This window comes from Nocardia sp. NPDC050406, from assembly GCF_044459025.1.
Classification (GTDB): domain Bacteria; phylum Actinomycetota; class Actinomycetes; order Mycobacteriales; family Mycobacteriaceae; genus Nocardia.
This window is the reverse complement of record NZ_JBITIM010000002.1, coordinates 515,608-529,799: the sequence shown is the minus strand read 5'-3', so window position 1 is coordinate 529,799 and position 14,192 is coordinate 515,608. Positions and strand designations below refer to the sequence as shown.

The window sequence follows — 14,192 nt, the reverse complement described above, 5'->3', positions numbered from 1 at the left end:
ACACAACCACAAGACTGGTTGGTTCCGATCTAGTTAACAATCAGCAATCAGATCAGGATCGAGATGAAGAGTTCGACCTCGGAGGTCCCTCGCCAGATCTCGATTTCCTCACGGTAGGCCCGGGTGATCTCGGCGGATGCGGTCGCGTCGTCGACCTGTGCCCAGACGTCCTCGACCGGATCGTGGTAGTCGCCGTTGGGCTGGAAGCGGGCGTAGATGGCCTTGGGGACCTTGATCAGAACGTCACCGGTGGGGACCTCGTCGACGTAGGCGTACTCGTAGGAGACGAGCACGTTGTAGTTGCCCGCGGGGTCGGGGACGAAGACCGTGGCCAGGGGCTTGTCGACGCCGTCGCGTTCGCGCAGGCGGTCGCGGAGGAATTCGATCAGCTCGCTGTTGGAGACCTTGAAGCTGGGGCGCACGCGCGGCACCACCAGGCCGCCGTAGATCGCGCCGGGGCGCACCACGATCGAATAGGTCATGAGGGCTCGACCGCCAGGTACAGGTCGATCTTGTAGGCGTGCGGGTAGCACTCGAAATCGCCGGTGTAGGTGCGCTTGATGTGCTTGTGCTCCTCGGCGAAGGCGATCTGGGTCCACAGGTCGGTCATGACCTGCGGGAAGTTTCCGACCGACGAGAAGCGGGCGTAGGTGCCGCGCGGCAGGCGGGCCACGATGTGGCCGCGGGTGACGTCGTCGAAGGACTGGCACTGGTAGCCGACGATCTGGGTGTTGTAGGTGCCGAGTTCGGCGGCGTAATCGGTATAGGCCGCGGCCAGCGGGCCGCCGAGTTCCTGGTGCAGGACGGCCGCCCAGGCGACCTCCAGATCATGGTCGCGCAGTTCACCGAGCGCGCGTTTCGGACTGCGCACGGGCAGACCGGCAACCCACGTCTCGTCCCGCTCGACGATCTCAAACTGCATGGAAGGAACTCTCTCGAGGTGTGATCGCATGGGCTCCTACGCAATCCGTATCGCCCGCGTCGGCCAGCATCGACATGCTATCAACCGGGTTTGCCCAGCCTCGGCGACACGACCGGGCGGCCCAGCTCAGGACACGCCGAGCGGCCCGGATGTTTCGGGCGGACTGTCGCCGCGGCGGCGATGGGGGCGGGCGATGGGGGCGCGCCAGTGCAGGCGCAGCGCGAGGACGCGAACGCCGAACGCGCCCGCTCCCGCCAAAGCGCCCGTCCAGTAGGTATAGAGGTCGAGGTGCAGCAGCGTCGCGGTGACGGCGGAGCCGACCAGCGCCGGAATCGCGTAGAGCTCCTCGTCGGGGCGCAGCAGGCTGGGGGTGCGCCCGGCCAGCACATCGCGGACGATGCCGCCGCCCACCGCGGTGACCACGCCGAGCGTCGCGGACGAGAACGGCGACAGGCCGTGCTGATAGGCGCTGACGGTGCCGACCACGCAGAAGATGCCGAGTCCGACGGCATCGGCCAGATCGAGGGGTCCGCGAATGAGCCGCCGGGGCGGATGCCAGAAGAAGATGACAATGGCGGCGAGCAGGGCCGTGGCGGGGTAGCGCAGGTGCACGAAGGCCACCGGCGGGGTCTCGCCGATGATCAGATCGCGCATGATGCCGCCGCCGAGCGCGGTGCTCACGGCCAGTACGGCTATTCCGACCAGGTCGTAGCGCTTGCGGACGGCCAGCAGTGCACCCGAGACGGCAAATGCGAAGACTCCCACGAGATCTCCGACATGGTGAGCGACGCTCGCCGCGCTACCGAGTTCGGCGAGAGCGGCCATGCTCTACTCCTTGTCCATATCGCAAACCCCCGGCAATCCGCGCTAAGTATGCCCGGGCCGATGGGTGCCCGACCGGTCGGGACTCGACGGTTCGGGCACCATGGTCGGGTGGATTCCGTATGCCGCACGATCTCCGAGCTGGACGCCCTGGTGTCCGAATGCCGGGCCTGCCCGCGGTTGGTGGCCTGGCGCGAGCAGGCCGCTCGGGAGAAGCGGGCGGCGTTTCGGGACGAGACGTATTGGGGGCGGCCGGTGCCCGGGTACGGGCCGCCCGACGCGAGGCTGCTGGTGGTGGGGTTGGCTCCGGCCGCGCACGGCGGTAATCGCACCGGGCGGATGTTCACCGGGGACCGCAGCGGGGATTTTCTGTACGCGGCCATGTACCGGGTCGGGCTCGCCAATCAGCCGACCGCCACGCATATCGGTGACGGGTTCGAGCTGATCGATGCTCGGGTCACCGCGCCGGTGCACTGCGCGCCGCCGGACAACAAGCCGCTGCCCGAGGAGCGCGATCGGTGCCGTCACTGGTTGGTGACCGAGCTGGAGCTGTTGAAAGCGACCGTCAGGTCCATCGTGGTGCTCGGCGGTTTCGGTTGGCAGGCCCTGTTGCCCGTATTGGCCGAATCCGGTTGGGAGGTACCGAAACCCAGGCCGAAATTCGGGCACGGCGTGGAGTACGAGTTGGCTCCCGCGGCGGCCGATCGCGCACCGCTGCATCTGTTCGGGAGCTATCACCCCAGCCAGCAGAACACCTTCACCGGACGGTTGACGCCGGTGATGCTGGAGGCCGTACTCGGGGCCGCGGCGCGGGCGGCGGGGCTGCCCGGGTGCCGGTGAGCGCTACGATACGGGCGTGAGCAGGGGTGATGAGATGGTGGCGGGGGACGGGATCGTGCCACCGGTCGAGGTGCCACGAACGGGCCGACGGCGCGCCGAGACGCGGCAGCGGCTGCTGGACGCGGCCTTCGAGGCGTTCGCCGAGGAAGGGTTCGGACGCTGCTCGGTCGAACAGGTCTGTGAGCGCGCGGGTTTCACGCGCGGGGCGTTCTACTCCAACTTCACATCGCTGGAAGAACTGTTCCTGGCCATGTGGGAACAGCGCTCCGCGCGCATGCTCAGCGAGGTCCGCGCCATCCTGGACGCGCCCGCCGCGACGGCGATCACCGATCAACGCGAGGCCGTGAAACACGTCCTGGACGCTGTGCCGCTGGACGACAAGTGGTTTCGCATCACCTCCGAATTCACCGCGCACGCGCTGCGCACTCCCACGCTGCGGCAGGCCATGGTGGCGCGTGAGGACGCGATCGCCGCCGCGCTCACGCCGGTGGTCGTCGCGCTGCTGGAGCGGACGGGCCGGTCAGTTCCCGACCCGCGCACCCTCGGCCGCGCCCTGGTAGCCGTTCACGACGGCACGCTCGCCCAATGCCTGCTGGAACCCGATAACCCCGAGGTCTCGGCGCACCGCGTCGACCTGTTCCTCCAAGTGGTTCGGGCCTACAGCGTGCCCGTCTGAGCCGCGTACCGCTCGAGCGCCCGCACCAGTCGATTCCGGCTCGAGTCCCGGAATTCCGGCATATCGTTCTCGATCCCGTGCAGCACGTCGTCGGTCGGATCGGCGATCGCCCAGAAGTTCAGCTTCCCGGTGAGCCGCTCGTCGAACGGCAGTCCGCGGTACTCCCGCACCTGCCGCACGAACTCCGGCCCCGCCTCCGTCCACAGGTAGCACAGGTCGTAATCCGGATCCCCGATCTGCGTATCCCCGAAGTCGATCACCCCGCTGATCCGGTCCCCGGTGATGAGCAGATGGTCCAAACTCACGTCCCCGTGGATCAACGTCGGCTCGTACGCGAAGTTCTCGGCATCCCCCAGGTATCCCTCGAACGCCTCGACCAACACTCGCGCCTCCGCATGCTCCAACATCGGAACGACGTGCGCCCCAAGCAATTCGAGCGTCTCCTCGAACTCCTCCCGATAATCCGCCACCTCCACCCCCAACTCCACGGCCCGCTCCACCGAAAACCCGTGCACCTCGTCGAGAAACCCCGCCACCTGCCGAGCCGTCCCCGCCCCCACCAGCCCCCGCCGATGCCACTCCCGCGCCGACACGACCTCCCCCGGCACCATCGGATACACACAGAACTCCCCCGGCCCCAACGGATTCCGCGCCATCAACACGAACCGAGGAATAGGCAACCCCACCCGCTCCCCCAACTCCGGCAGCAACCGCCCCTCCCGAGCGATCCCCTCCGCCCCGTCCTCCCCCTTCGGCAGCCGCAACACGAACCGCCCACTCACCCCCTCGGCCACCAACGCCACACTGTCCAACCCAGCCCCCAACACCGCAACCCGCCCCCGCCCCAATTCCTCCCCCACTCCCCCGGCCCGCGCCAGCGCCCCCCGAACCCGCTCTTCCCAGTCCCCCGCCAACTCGACACTCGCACTCATATCCACCCCCAAATCCTACGAACCCCCGCCACCGATTTTCCCCATCCCACCCACCCTGACCAGCCGATTCGTCCTCCCCCAAACCCACCTGCTAAAGTTCTTCAGCGCAGACCGGAAACGGACCGCACGGGGCTATAGCGCAGTTGGTAGCGCGCTTCGTTCGCATCGAAGAGGTCAGGGGTTCGATTCCCCTTAGCTCCACATCTGTGGGTGAATAGAAACCGCCCCCGACCTGGAAAGGTCGGGGGCGGTTTTCGTTTTCGCGGTAGGCGATATCGCCTACCGGCTGCGACGTTACCCGGCGTTCGAGGTGCAGATGGTGTCCAGGACGGTCAGTGGTTTGACGACTCGGGCGAGGCCGAGGTCGAAGAAGAGGCTGGTGGGGAAGGACAGTCCCTGGTTTCCCAGGTCCAGCGCCGCCTTTTCCGCCGCGGCGGCGGTGGGGCCGCGACCCGTGAAGTAGACCGGCTCCACGGCGTTCGACCATGCGGTCCAGGTGTCGTACTCCACCACCGAGCCGCATTCGTTGTGGACTCGGGCGAACACGGTGCAGCGCTCGACGGAGCACCCCGCGAGCGCGGCTTCGTCCGCGGCGGCCTGCGACGGATAATCCACCGCCACAGCAACACCGGTGTGATGATCCCACGGCGTGCCGGGGGTGTTCTGCTGGTAGACGGCGATCGCGCCGTACAGGTCGCCGACCGCATGCGCCGTCCCGCCGCCCGCGACGATCAGCGCACCCGCGGCCGGAACCACCATGGCCAGCGCGAACTTTCCAAACAATGACATGAACTCGACCCTCGAGTGTGACGGCATCAACCGCTAGATCATTGCCGCCATCACACTGAGTGTCCAGTTCGCACAGCGCAATTCGGTTGCCACCCGTCAACGCGCGGGTAAGCGGCTGCGAGTATCTTCGTCATGTTTGTTCCGAAGCGCGTCGAGGACGCTGAGATTTCTTCCATGCGCGTGGCGACCTTCAACATTCTCTCGCCACTCCTCGCCGACTGGCATCGCCGCAAGAAGGTCATCTCAGAGCTCTTGCGCGAGAGCAGTCCCGACATCATCGCCTTGCAGGAGGTCGACGCTGGCGAGAACCGCGAACAGGTCATGGCGGAGCTACTCGGCCCGGACTGGCACGTCGCGTGGCACTCCCAGGCCGCCCCGGGCGGGATCGGGTTGGCGCTGGCCAGCCGCTGGCCGTTCGGTCAGATCCACGAGCATCGGCTCGACGTCACCGATCGCGCGGCAGCCTCCCCCTGGTCAGCCGTGGTCGTCGCCGAAGTGCGGGCTCCACAACCATTCGGAACGCTGCGGATCGCCCACCACAAGCCGGTCTTCCAGCTCGACTACGAATACGAACGCGAGCTACAGGCGGTCGCGGCGGCCCGATTCATCGAAGAAGTACTCGACGGCCGCGACGACCACGTTGTCCTGCTCGGCGACTTCGACGCCGCCCCGCACTCGGCCAGCATCCGATTCTGGACCGGCAAACAGTCGCTGTCAGGCCTCAGCGTCAGCTACCACGACACCTGGGAACTACTGCGCCCCAACGAATCCGGTCACACCTTCACCCCGGACAACCCCTTGGTCGCCCACGGCGACATGTTCTCCACCGCCGGTCGACGCATCGACTACGTAAAGGTCAGGGGAACAAGTTTCGGACCGACCCTCGAGGTGCGGTCCGTCGACCGAATCTGTGTCGACCCCCGGGACGGGGTTCAGGCCAGCGACCACTACGGCGTACTCGCCGAACTCACCGTTCCCGCACGCGCCCCGGGAGTCTGGGGCTGACGGCAGAAACGAGAAAACCGCCTCCGACCTTGGCTTCGGTCGGAGGCGGTTCCGTGTCGAGGTCGGCGCGTTCAGGGTGCGACGACGGGGTGCGTCACGGGCGGATGCGGACGGTCCAGAGGCCGTTGCAGCCGGGCATGGCGCGCCAGTGGGGATCGAAGGACCAATCCTTTTGGCCGGGGGCGACTATGGTCCAGGAGCCGTCGGGGGAGATATAGGGGGCGCCGCCGGGGCCGTCGGTGGGGGTGACGGGTTCGACTGTTCCGGCGATCATGGGGGCGATCGGGGGGTGGTCGAATTCGACTGTGACGTCGAAGCCCATTCGGTTGTCGACGGAGATGCAGGTGTTGGGCTGTTGGGCGTGGGCGGGGCCCGCGCTGACGACGAGGCCGATGGTGGCGGCGGCGACCGCGGAACAGGCGGCAGCCGTGCGGGATATGGACTTCAAGGTTCCCCCTCCAGAGAGCGTGATTCAACCGATCACCAGATCGATTGCGGCACAAGTATTCCCAAAGGGGGCCGGTCGTGCAACCAACAAACCCGGAACAACTGTGACGCAGAACACTTTCCGGGTGAGTCACAGGGGCGGATTTCCTGTGTCGAAAGGGGTGTAGCAGTCATCCACCGAGGAGCAGAGACCATGATCGAGCCATTCCGCATCGACATCCCCCAAGCCGACCTCGACGATCTGAACGACCGGCTTGCCCGCACTCGTTGGCCCAATGAGATCGCCGATGCTGGAACCGATTACGGGTTCCCGCTGGCACGGCTGCGGGCGCTGGCCGAGTACTGGCGCACCGGATACGACTGGCGCGAGCACGAGGCTCGGCTCAATGAGCTGCCGCATTTCATCACCGAAATCGACGGGCAGAGCATTCATTTCGTGCACGTGCGGTCGGCGAAAACGGATGCGCTCGCGCTGGTGCTCACCCACGGCTGGCCGGGATCGTTCCTCGAGTTCCTCGAGGTGATCGAGCCGCTCGCACGCGATTTCCACCTCGTCATCCCCTCCATCCCGGGTTTCGGGTTCTCCGGGCCGACCCACGAACGCGGCTGGGACGTCAACCGGGTGGCGCGGGCGTGGGCCGAGTTGATGCGCCGTCTCGGGTACGAGCGCTACGGCGCGCAGGGCGGCGACTTCGGCTCGGGCATCTCGACGGCGCTCGGCGCGATCGCGCCCGAACACGTTGTCGGAGTGCACGTCAACTACCTGCCGACGCGGCCGGACCCGGAGGTCGTAGTCTCCGAATCCGATGAAGCCCGCCTCGACAAGGTGCGGCAGCTGATGGCGAATCGTCCTCCCTACCAAGCGCTTCAGGCTCTCACGCCACAAACCATCGGCTACGCCCTGACCGATTCCCCGGTCGGCCAACTCGCCTGGATCGCCGAACGCTTCGCCCAGTGGACCGACCCGCGCACCCCGGTCAGCGACGACCGAATGCTCACCGATATCTCGCTCTACTGGCTGACCGCCACCGCCGCCTCCTCCGCCCGCCTGACCCGCGAGACCGCGCGCGGCAGCGCACCGTGCCGGGTCCCGCCCGGCGTAGCGGTCTTCGCACACGACATCACACAGTCGGTGCGCCCGCTCGCCGAGCGCCTCTACACCATCGAGCACTGGTCGGAATTCGACCGAGGCGGCCACTTCGCCGCGATGGAGGTCCCCGACCTGCTCGCCGAGGACATCCGAGCCTTCTTCCTGAAGCGAAGCTAGCGGCGGCCCACCCGAACGGAGTGGGCGAGAACCGTTTCGAGCTACCGCAGATCGTCCACCGTGGGTACGACCACGCCGAACAGATCGCCGATCCCGGTGAGGGCGGCGGTCTGCAGGGCGTCGGCGGTGACCGTGCCGGTTACCCCTGGAAGGGGGCGGGTGGCGGTGGCCTCGGCGACGATGGTGGGGCGGTAACCCCGGTAGAAAGCGCCCTCGGCGGTGTATTGGACGCACATGTGGGTCATGAACCCGGCGAGGACGAGGTCGGGACCCGCACCGAGGTCACGGAGGGTCTTCTCGAGATCGGTCTCGTGGAAGCCGTTCGGCACCTTCTTCACCACGACCGGCTCCCCCGGGCGCGGGGCCACCGCATCGCTGATCGCGCCGATATCGGCCCGAATGTCGTAGGGGCTGCCCGGACCGCCGTCATTGACGATGTGGACGATCGGGCGGCCCAGCGCGCGGGCGGCCTCCAGCAGGCGGGCTCCGGCGGCCAGGGTCGCCTCCGCGTCGGGCAGCGCCATGACGCTGGTGCGGTAGGTGTTCTGGAAGTCGATCATGATCAAGGTGGCGTCGGCCAGGCGGGCGGGGGTGTTGTCCAGGCCGCTCACGGTGCGCAAAGTCTGTGACGCAGTGGTCATTTCGGAAACTCCTGTCGGATCGTTCGGCGAAGAGGTGTTCGGCGAGGCGGGGGCGCTCTGGCACGCCGCCACCGAGGCCGCCACGGCGAGGGCGGTGAGGATGGTTCGAGTCATGCGGTGCACGACGTCCACGATCGCGCCCATGCGCCGGAACGGACAGTGGCTCATGCGCCTACAATCGACGGAATTGGGCCAACAGTCGCGGGAGGATAGCCATGGATGTGATCGCGGTCGTGGCCTTCGACCGAATCCACCCGTTCCACCTGTCGGTGCCGTGCCTGGTGTTCGGCGAGGAACAGCCCTCCGCGGAGTTGCCGCCGTGCGAGATCCGGGTCTGCACACCGGGCGCCGCCCCCATCATCACGACCGCCGGATTCACCGTCTCCACCGGCTACGGCCTGGACGAAGTCGCCGACGCCGCCATGGTGATCGTGCCGAGCTGGCCCGATCCGGAACTACCGGCCCCGCCCGATATCGTCGAGGCGGTCCGCGCCGCGCACGCGGCCGGTGCGCGCGTGGTCGGCCTCTGCCTGGGCGCGTTCGTGGTCGCCGATACCGGTCTGCTGGATGGTCGCCCGGCGGCCACCCACTGGAAATGGGCCGACGAGTTCGCGCGCCGCTTCCCGAAGGTCGCCCTCGACCGCGAATCCCTCTATGTCGACGACGGCGATATCGTCACCTCGGCGGGCACCACCGCCGCCATCGACACCTGCCTGCACCTGCTGCGCCGCCAGCACGGCGCCGAGCTCGCCAACCGCGTCGCCCGCCGCCTGGTCACTCCCCCGCACCGCGAGGGCGGCCAAGCGCAGTTCATCGAACACCCCTTGCCCGCAACGGGTTCGCAGCATCCCCTCGCCGCCACCCTGCGCTGGGCCATCGAACATCTCGGCGACGACCTCACCGTCGACACCCTCGCCGCACACGCCGCCATGAGCCGCCGCACCTTCACCCGCCACTTCCGCAAGACCGCCGGAACCAGTGTGAGCGCCTGGATCGCCACCCAGCGCATCGCCATGGCGCAGCGCCTGCTCGAAACCGGTGACCACACCGTCGAACGCATTGCCGCCCAATGCGGTTTCGGCAGCGCGGTCACCATGCGCGAGCAGTTCTCCCGCGCCCTCGGAACGACCCCGTCGGCCTACCGCAGGACGTTTCGAGGGCCGTGAAGAGCCTCGTCAGGCGAAGCGCTGAACGAAAGCCAGTGCGGTATCACATACTTCGCGCCACCCCGAGTCGATGGTGAGCGAATGGCCGCGCCCCGGGATCTCCACGATCTCGGTCACCGCGTGCTCGTTGCGCGCCTGCTTCTTGTAGGACGCGTTGGCGATCGCCCAGGGCACCGTATTGTCCTTCTCCCCGGACACGATGAGCAGCGGACCACGATGTGCCGCAGTGCTGTCCACCTTCGTCTCGCTCCAGGGATTCAGATTGGCCGCCGCCGCCTGGAACAGCGGCGCACCCGGCGCGGGCACCGCGAAGGTCTCGTAGAGCTGCTTGGCCTCCACCTCGTCCACGGCGTTGGCGAACGAGAACCGGAACTGCTCGAAGGTGAGCGGCACCGCCCGATGCCAATTGGCGGGATTGGTCAAGACCGGCGCGGCCGCGCGCAGCGAGGAGATCGGCAGCGGCAGCACACCTTTGAACGGCGCGGGGTCGATGGCGACCGTCGCCGCCGACAATCCGCGTCCGGCGAGGATCTGCGCCAGCAGCCCGCCGAAGGAGTGACCGACCACCACCGGCTTGCGGCTCAATTCGCCGATGAGCGCGGCGAAGTGGTCGGCGACGAGGCCAACGGTCTTGTCCGCCAGCACTTCCGGATGTTCGTTGGCCGCGGTGACCGTCTCCGGGTCATCGGGCCATCCGGGCAGCACCGGCGAGTACCCGGCCGCGGCGAAGACCTCCGCCCACCGATTCCAACTGGAGGGCAGCAGCCACAGTCCGTGCACGAACACCACGGGCGTGAGCCCGGACGCCTCGGCCCGTTCGATCTGCTGAATATCGTGGTCAGTGAACATTTTCCGACTCCTTCGCGGTGAGTGCCACGCGCAGGAAGGCGGTGGCCTGATCGATGGCGGCCCCGGCGGCATGGGTACCGCGCAGAGCGTTGAGCATGACGAAATCGTGGATGATCCCCCCGTAGCGGACCGCCGTCACCGGCACGCCCGCCGCGCGCAGTTTGTCGGCGTAGGCCTCGCCCTCATCGCGCAGCACATCGGCCTCCGCGGTGATCACCAGCGCGGGCGGCAGCCCCGCCAACTGCTCACCGCTGGCCCGCAGCGGCGAGGCGGTGATCTCGAAGCGCTGAGCGGGATCGGCGATGTACTGGTCCCAGAACCACCGCATGGCATCGCGGCGCAGGAAGTACCCGGTGGCGAATTGCCGGTACGAGGCGGTGTCGAAGGACGCGTCGGTCACCGGGTAGAACAGCACCTGTCCCGCCAGCGCCGGTCCCCCGCGCTGCTTCACCAGCAGCGTGAGTGCGGCACTCATATTCCCGCCGACCGAATCTCCGGCCACGGCGATGCGGGCGGGATCGAGCCCACGCTCGCCACCGTGCGCCGCGATCCACTCGAGCGCCGCGAACGCCTGCTCGAGCGCCACCGGATACCGCGCCTCGGGCGAGAGGCTGTAGTTGACGAACACCACGGCCGCGCCTGCCCCGACGGCCAGTTCGCGGGCGAGCCGACCGTGGGTGTGATCGTTGCCGAAAACCCAGCCCGCGCCGTGGATGTAGAGCACCACCGGCAGCGGTCCGGGTACCCCGGTCGGACGGAAGATGGTCAGATCCGGTTCGGCGACCACCACACGCTCGGTGCCGGGCACCTCGATCTCGGGTGACTGCACCTCGTCGACGGTCTTGCGGCCCTCGACCGGACCGAGGTCGTACAGATAGGGCGGATTGGCGGTGGCCTCGACGAAATCTTGGGCCGCCGGTTCGAGTACGGGTTTGCTCACTCTCGTGCTCCTGCGTGGATGGAATGCCGACAGCACCGACGATGCCCGTCGCGGCCGCGCGTCGAATCCTTGAAAGCCCATAGTCGTGAGCGGAAATCAGGGGTCGCCCAGTAGTTTTGTTGTCATGTCACTTCATGGCCGGGAGTCCGAGTCGGCTGAGCTGGAAGCCCTGGTGCGCAATGCCGAGGCCGGGCTCAGTGCGGTGCGGATCATCAGGGGCCCGGCCGGGATCGGCAAGACCGCGCTGCTCGAACACACCATCGCGGCCGCGTCCGCCGCCCAGGTCATGCGCGTGGCCGGGGTCGAGGCCGAACAGGAGATGGGATTCGCGGGCCTGCACCGGTTGTTGCTGCCGCTGCTGGGTGAGCGTGGCCGCCTGCCCCGCCCACAGCGCGACGCGCTGGAGACTGCCTTCGGCATGCTGGCCGCCGATACGCCCCCGGATCGGTTCCTGGTGGGCCTGGCCGCCCTCACCCTGCTCGCCGACGCCGCGGCCGACCATCCCCTGCTCGCGGTGTGCGACGACGCCCAGTGGCTGGACCGAGAGTCGTTGCGGGTCTTGGCATTCGTCGCGCGCCGGGTGCACGCCGACGCGATCGTGTTGCTGTTCGGCCTGCGCGACGGCGACGCCGAGGACGACCTGGCGGGTATGCCGGAGGTGCGGCTCACCGGGCTCCCCGGTCCGGCCGCCGCCACCCTGCTGGCGGCCTCGGTCTCCGTCGAGGTGGACCGGGTGATCGCGACCAGGCTGCTCGACGAGGCGGATGGAAACCCTTTGGCCATACTGGAATTGGCCCGCGGCCTGGACGAGGGCAACTCGGCCGAATCCTGGGACGGCGAGCCGCTGCCGCTGGACCGCAAGCTGGAGGCGCGCTTTCTGCGTCAGATGCGCGGCCTCGACGACGCGACCCAGGATCTGTTGTTGCTCATGGCGGCCGACGGCGGACATGATCCGGGTTCCGTCCGGCGGGCCTTCGCCACCATGACCACGACCGCCTTCGATGCCGCGCTCGAACAGGCGCATCGCGCCGAACTGCTCTCTCCCACAATAAGTTCCACTCTGCGCTTCCGCCATCCGCTGATTCGCTCCGCCGTCTACGGCGGCGCGCCGATGCCGCGACGGCGACAGGTGCACGCCGCGCTCGCCGACGCCGCCGATCCGACCCGCGACACCGATCGGCGCGCGTGGCATCGAGCGGCGTCCATCGCGGGACCCGACGAGCGGGTCGCGGCCGAGTTGGAGGCCGCCGCCACCCGCGCCGGGGAACGCGGCGGCTACCTGTCCCAGGCCGCCTTTCTGCAGCGCGCCGCCGAGATCACACCCCAAGGCGCGCAACGCAATGGGCGGCTGCTGGCCGCGACGGGAGCCGCGCTCACCGCGGGTGCGCCTCGGCTGGCCGAGCGCCTGCTGGATCAGCTCACCGCGGATCTCGGCATCGCGGTACTCGACGCCTACGCCATGCGTCTGCGCGGCTTCCTCAATGTCATGCTCGGCCGCGAGGGCGCGGTGCCGCTGCTGTTCGAGGCAGCGCGCATCTTCCGCGAAGTGGATGCGCGCACGGCACGCGACACCCTGCTGGAAGCCTTCGACGCGGTGATCGTGGTGGCGCGCATCGGCGCGGAGACGAGCGCGCTGTACATCGCGAAGGCCGCGTTGGACGCGCCGACGGTCCCGGGCGAGCCACCACTGGCCGACCTACTGCTCGATGCCCACGCGGAACTGGTTGGGCGCGACTATGTTTCGGCGGTTCCCCGAATGCGGCGCGGATTGGCGGCCATGTTGGCCGAGCGCGCCGAGAACGGCGATGCCGCCCGCTGGTTCCTGCTCGGCGTCCTGCTCGCCATCGAACTCTGGGATATCGAGGCATTGGGTGTGTGTTCGCGACGCTACGGCGCGACGGCCCGTCAGCGGGGCGCCTTGCGCATGCTGCAAGCGGCGACGCACGGGGCCGCCACCCACGAACTGCTCTGCGGCCGCTTCACCGCCGCCGCGGCTCACTTCGCCGAATTCAAGGATGTGGCCGCGGCCATCGGCGCTGATCTGCGATATGCCGAGAGCAGCGATGCCCTGCTGCACGGCTGGCGCGGCGACGAGGAACGCACCCTGGCCGCGGTGGCGATTCAAGCCGGACCAGAGGCCGAACGCCCGGGTGGCTTGCAGGTGCAGCTCGCGCGGACCGCGCTGGTCGTGCTGCGCCTGGGCCAGTGCCGCTACCACGAGGCGCGAGAGGCGGCGGCGGTCGTATTCGACGAGGACCCACCGCATTTCGGCAATGTGACACTGCCCGACCTGATCGAGGCGGCTGTCCGCGACGGGGATACCGCGACCGCCGAGCTGGCACTGCGGCGACTGTCGGACCGGGCGACTGCCAGCGGAACCCCGTGGGCGCTGGGGCTTTTGGCACGCGGCAGGGCACTGCTGACCACCTCCGACGAGGCCGAGCGGTGGTATACGGAAGCCCTCGACCTCCTGCGGCAGACACCACTGACACCGGAGGTGGCGCGCACCCACCTGCTCTACGGCGAATGGCTGCGCCGCAGACGTCGCAGACGCGAGGCCCGCGACCACCTGCACAGCGCCCACGAGATGTTCCTCGACATGGGTGCCGAGGCCTTCGCCGAACGGGCCCGCGTCGAGCTGTCCGGGACCGGCGAACGCGCGCGCGAGCGCGATCCCGGCACCGCCTACGCCCTGACGCCGCGCGAACTACAGGTGGCCCATCTCGCCGCGTCGGGCACCACCAACCAGCAGATCGCCACCGAACTGTTCCTCAGCACCGCGACGGTGGAGTACCACCTGCGCAAGATCTTCCGGAAACTCGGTGTGACCTCCCGCCGGGAACTCCGACACCGACTGTGACGCGGTGTTGACCTCAACCGAGGTTGAGGGATCACA

Annotated in this window: 15 protein-coding genes and 1 tRNA gene; 7 read left to right on the top strand and 9 right to left on the bottom strand. The window is 68.3% G+C overall.

Annotated elements, in window-relative coordinates; translation table 11 throughout:
• Positions 1 to 47: 47 nt before the first annotated feature.
• The 3 genes from ACIBH2_RS15715 to ACIBH2_RS15705 form a co-directional block, all read right to left on the bottom strand.
• Positions 48 to 482, bottom strand: coding sequence for an effector binding domain-containing protein (locus ACIBH2_RS15715; protein ID WP_397117883.1), 435 nt, complete (start codon positions 480 to 482; stop codon positions 48 to 50).
• Complete coding sequence (locus ACIBH2_RS15710; protein ID WP_397117881.1) at positions 479 to 922, bottom strand: GyrI-like domain-containing protein; 444 nt, start codon at positions 920 to 922, stop codon at positions 479 to 481. The genes ACIBH2_RS15715 and ACIBH2_RS15710 overlap by 4 nt, the downstream gene beginning before the upstream one ends.
• A gap of 126 nt (positions 923 to 1,048) precedes the next feature.
• On the bottom strand, positions 1,049 to 1,747 hold the full coding sequence (locus tag ACIBH2_RS15705; RefSeq protein ID WP_397117879.1) for a trimeric intracellular cation channel family protein: 699 nt from the start codon (positions 1,745 to 1,747) through the stop codon (positions 1,049 to 1,051).
• 108 nt (positions 1,748 to 1,855) lie between these two features.
• Here ACIBH2_RS15705 and ACIBH2_RS15700 point away from each other — a divergent pair, with 108 nt between their 5' ends.
• Both ACIBH2_RS15700 and ACIBH2_RS15695 read left to right on the top strand, forming a co-directional pair.
• Positions 1,856 to 2,584 carry a uracil-DNA glycosylase gene (locus ACIBH2_RS15700; protein WP_397117877.1) on the top strand — a complete coding sequence of 243 codons (729 nt, stop codon included), beginning with the start codon at positions 1,856 to 1,858 and terminating at the stop codon, positions 2,582 to 2,584.
• A gap of 34 nt (positions 2,585 to 2,618) precedes the next feature.
• A complete protein-coding gene (locus ACIBH2_RS15695; RefSeq protein WP_397120773.1) occupies positions 2,619 to 3,260 on the top strand; it encodes a TetR/AcrR family transcriptional regulator in 642 nt (213 codons plus the stop codon).
• Here the strand turns inward: ACIBH2_RS15695 and ACIBH2_RS15690 are convergent.
• Entirely contained in the window at positions 3,242 to 4,192 is a 951-nt protein-coding gene (locus tag ACIBH2_RS15690) for a phosphotransferase family protein (protein WP_397117875.1), read from the bottom strand. The genes ACIBH2_RS15695 and ACIBH2_RS15690 overlap by 19 nt on opposite strands.
• A gap of 128 nt (positions 4,193 to 4,320) precedes the next feature.
• Between ACIBH2_RS15690 and ACIBH2_RS15685 the strand changes: the two genes are divergently transcribed.
• A tRNA-Ala gene (locus ACIBH2_RS15685) sits at positions 4,321 to 4,393 on the top strand.
• A 93-nt stretch (positions 4,394 to 4,486) separates the two neighbouring features.
• Here ACIBH2_RS15685 and ACIBH2_RS15680 read toward each other — a convergent pair.
• The gene (locus tag ACIBH2_RS15680; RefSeq protein WP_397117873.1) at positions 4,487 to 4,981 is read right to left on the bottom strand and encodes a DUF4189 domain-containing protein; all 495 of its coding nucleotides are present in this window, start codon (positions 4,979 to 4,981) and stop codon (positions 4,487 to 4,489) included.
• A 174-nt stretch (positions 4,982 to 5,155) separates the two neighbouring features.
• On the opposite strand from ACIBH2_RS15680, the gene ACIBH2_RS15675 reads away from it, so the two are divergent.
• Positions 5,156 to 5,986, top strand: a complete 831-nt coding sequence (locus ACIBH2_RS15675; RefSeq protein ID WP_397117871.1) for an endonuclease/exonuclease/phosphatase family protein — start codon at positions 5,156 to 5,158, stop codon at positions 5,984 to 5,986.
• A 94-nt stretch (positions 5,987 to 6,080) separates the two neighbouring features.
• Here ACIBH2_RS15675 and ACIBH2_RS15670 read toward each other — a convergent pair whose 3' ends face one another.
• Positions 6,081 to 6,434, bottom strand: a complete 354-nt coding sequence (locus tag ACIBH2_RS15670) for a hypothetical protein (protein ID WP_397117869.1) — start codon at positions 6,432 to 6,434, stop codon at positions 6,081 to 6,083.
• 192 nt (positions 6,435 to 6,626) lie between these two features.
• On the opposite strand from ACIBH2_RS15670, the gene ACIBH2_RS15665 reads away from it, so the two are divergent.
• On the top strand, positions 6,627 to 7,700 hold the full coding sequence (locus ACIBH2_RS15665; RefSeq protein ID WP_397117867.1) for an epoxide hydrolase family protein: 1,074 nt from the start codon (positions 6,627 to 6,629) through the stop codon (positions 7,698 to 7,700).
• 41 nt (positions 7,701 to 7,741) lie between these two features.
• Here ACIBH2_RS15665 and ACIBH2_RS15660 read toward each other — a convergent pair whose 3' ends face one another.
• Complete coding sequence (locus tag ACIBH2_RS15660; protein WP_397117865.1) at positions 7,742 to 8,509, bottom strand: cysteine hydrolase family protein; 768 nt, start codon at positions 8,507 to 8,509, stop codon at positions 7,742 to 7,744.
• Between the two features lie 47 nt (positions 8,510 to 8,556).
• Here ACIBH2_RS15660 and ACIBH2_RS15655 point away from each other — a divergent pair, with 47 nt between their 5' ends.
• Positions 8,557 to 9,507 (top strand): GlxA family transcriptional regulator, encoded by a 951-nt coding sequence (locus ACIBH2_RS15655; protein ID WP_397117863.1) that lies wholly within the window; start codon positions 8,557 to 8,559, stop codon positions 9,505 to 9,507.
• Positions 9,508 to 9,516: 9 nt separating this feature from the next.
• Here ACIBH2_RS15655 and ACIBH2_RS15650 read toward each other — a convergent pair whose 3' ends face one another.
• Both ACIBH2_RS15650 and ACIBH2_RS15645 read right to left on the bottom strand, forming a co-directional pair.
• Complete coding sequence (locus ACIBH2_RS15650) at positions 9,517 to 10,356, bottom strand: alpha/beta hydrolase (protein ID WP_397117861.1); 840 nt, start codon at positions 10,354 to 10,356, stop codon at positions 9,517 to 9,519.
• The gene (locus tag ACIBH2_RS15645) at positions 10,346 to 11,296 is read right to left on the bottom strand and encodes an alpha/beta hydrolase (RefSeq protein ID WP_397117859.1); all 951 of its coding nucleotides are present in this window, start codon (positions 11,294 to 11,296) and stop codon (positions 10,346 to 10,348) included. The genes ACIBH2_RS15650 and ACIBH2_RS15645 overlap by 11 nt, the downstream gene beginning before the upstream one ends.
• 124 nt (positions 11,297 to 11,420) lie before the next feature.
• Between ACIBH2_RS15645 and ACIBH2_RS15640 the strand changes: the two genes are divergently transcribed.
• Positions 11,421 to 14,156: a LuxR C-terminal-related transcriptional regulator gene (locus tag ACIBH2_RS15640; RefSeq protein ID WP_397117857.1), complete on the top strand. Its 2,736-nt coding sequence runs from the start codon at positions 11,421 to 11,423 to the stop codon at positions 14,154 to 14,156.
• Positions 14,157 to 14,192: the final 36 nt, after the last annotated feature.

Excerpts from the sequence above, each read along its gene's own strand:
- ACIBH2_RS15715 (WP_397117883.1), bottom strand. The coding sequence starts at position 482 with ATGACCTATTCGATCGTGGTGCGCCCCGGCGCGATCTACGGCGGCCTG.
- ACIBH2_RS15710 (WP_397117881.1), bottom strand. The coding sequence starts at position 922 with ATGCAGTTTGAGATCGTCGAGCGGGACGAGACGTGGGTTGCCGGTCTG.
- ACIBH2_RS15705 (WP_397117879.1), bottom strand. The coding sequence starts at position 1,747 with ATGGCCGCTCTCGCCGAACTCGGTAGCGCGGCGAGCGTCGCTCACCAT.
- ACIBH2_RS15695 (WP_397120773.1), top strand. The coding sequence starts at position 2,619 with ATGGTGGCGGGGGACGGGATCGTGCCACCGGTCGAGGTGCCACGAACG.
- ACIBH2_RS15690 (WP_397117875.1), bottom strand. The coding sequence starts at position 4,192 with ATGAGTGCGAGTGTCGAGTTGGCGGGGGACTGGGAAGAGCGGGTTCGG.
- ACIBH2_RS15680 (WP_397117873.1), bottom strand. The coding sequence starts at position 4,981 with ATGTCATTGTTTGGAAAGTTCGCGCTGGCCATGGTGGTTCCGGCCGCG.
- ACIBH2_RS15675 (WP_397117871.1), top strand. The coding sequence starts at position 5,156 with ATGCGCGTGGCGACCTTCAACATTCTCTCGCCACTCCTCGCCGACTGG.
- ACIBH2_RS15665 (WP_397117867.1), top strand. The coding sequence starts at position 6,627 with ATGATCGAGCCATTCCGCATCGACATCCCCCAAGCCGACCTCGACGAT.
- ACIBH2_RS15660 (WP_397117865.1), bottom strand. The coding sequence starts at position 8,509 with ATGAGCCACTGTCCGTTCCGGCGCATGGGCGCGATCGTGGACGTCGTG.
- ACIBH2_RS15655 (WP_397117863.1), top strand. The coding sequence starts at position 8,557 with ATGGATGTGATCGCGGTCGTGGCCTTCGACCGAATCCACCCGTTCCAC.
- ACIBH2_RS15650 (WP_397117861.1), bottom strand. The coding sequence starts at position 10,356 with ATGTTCACTGACCACGATATTCAGCAGATCGAACGGGCCGAGGCGTCC.
- ACIBH2_RS15640 (WP_397117857.1), top strand. The coding sequence starts at position 11,421 with ATGTCACTTCATGGCCGGGAGTCCGAGTCGGCTGAGCTGGAAGCCCTG.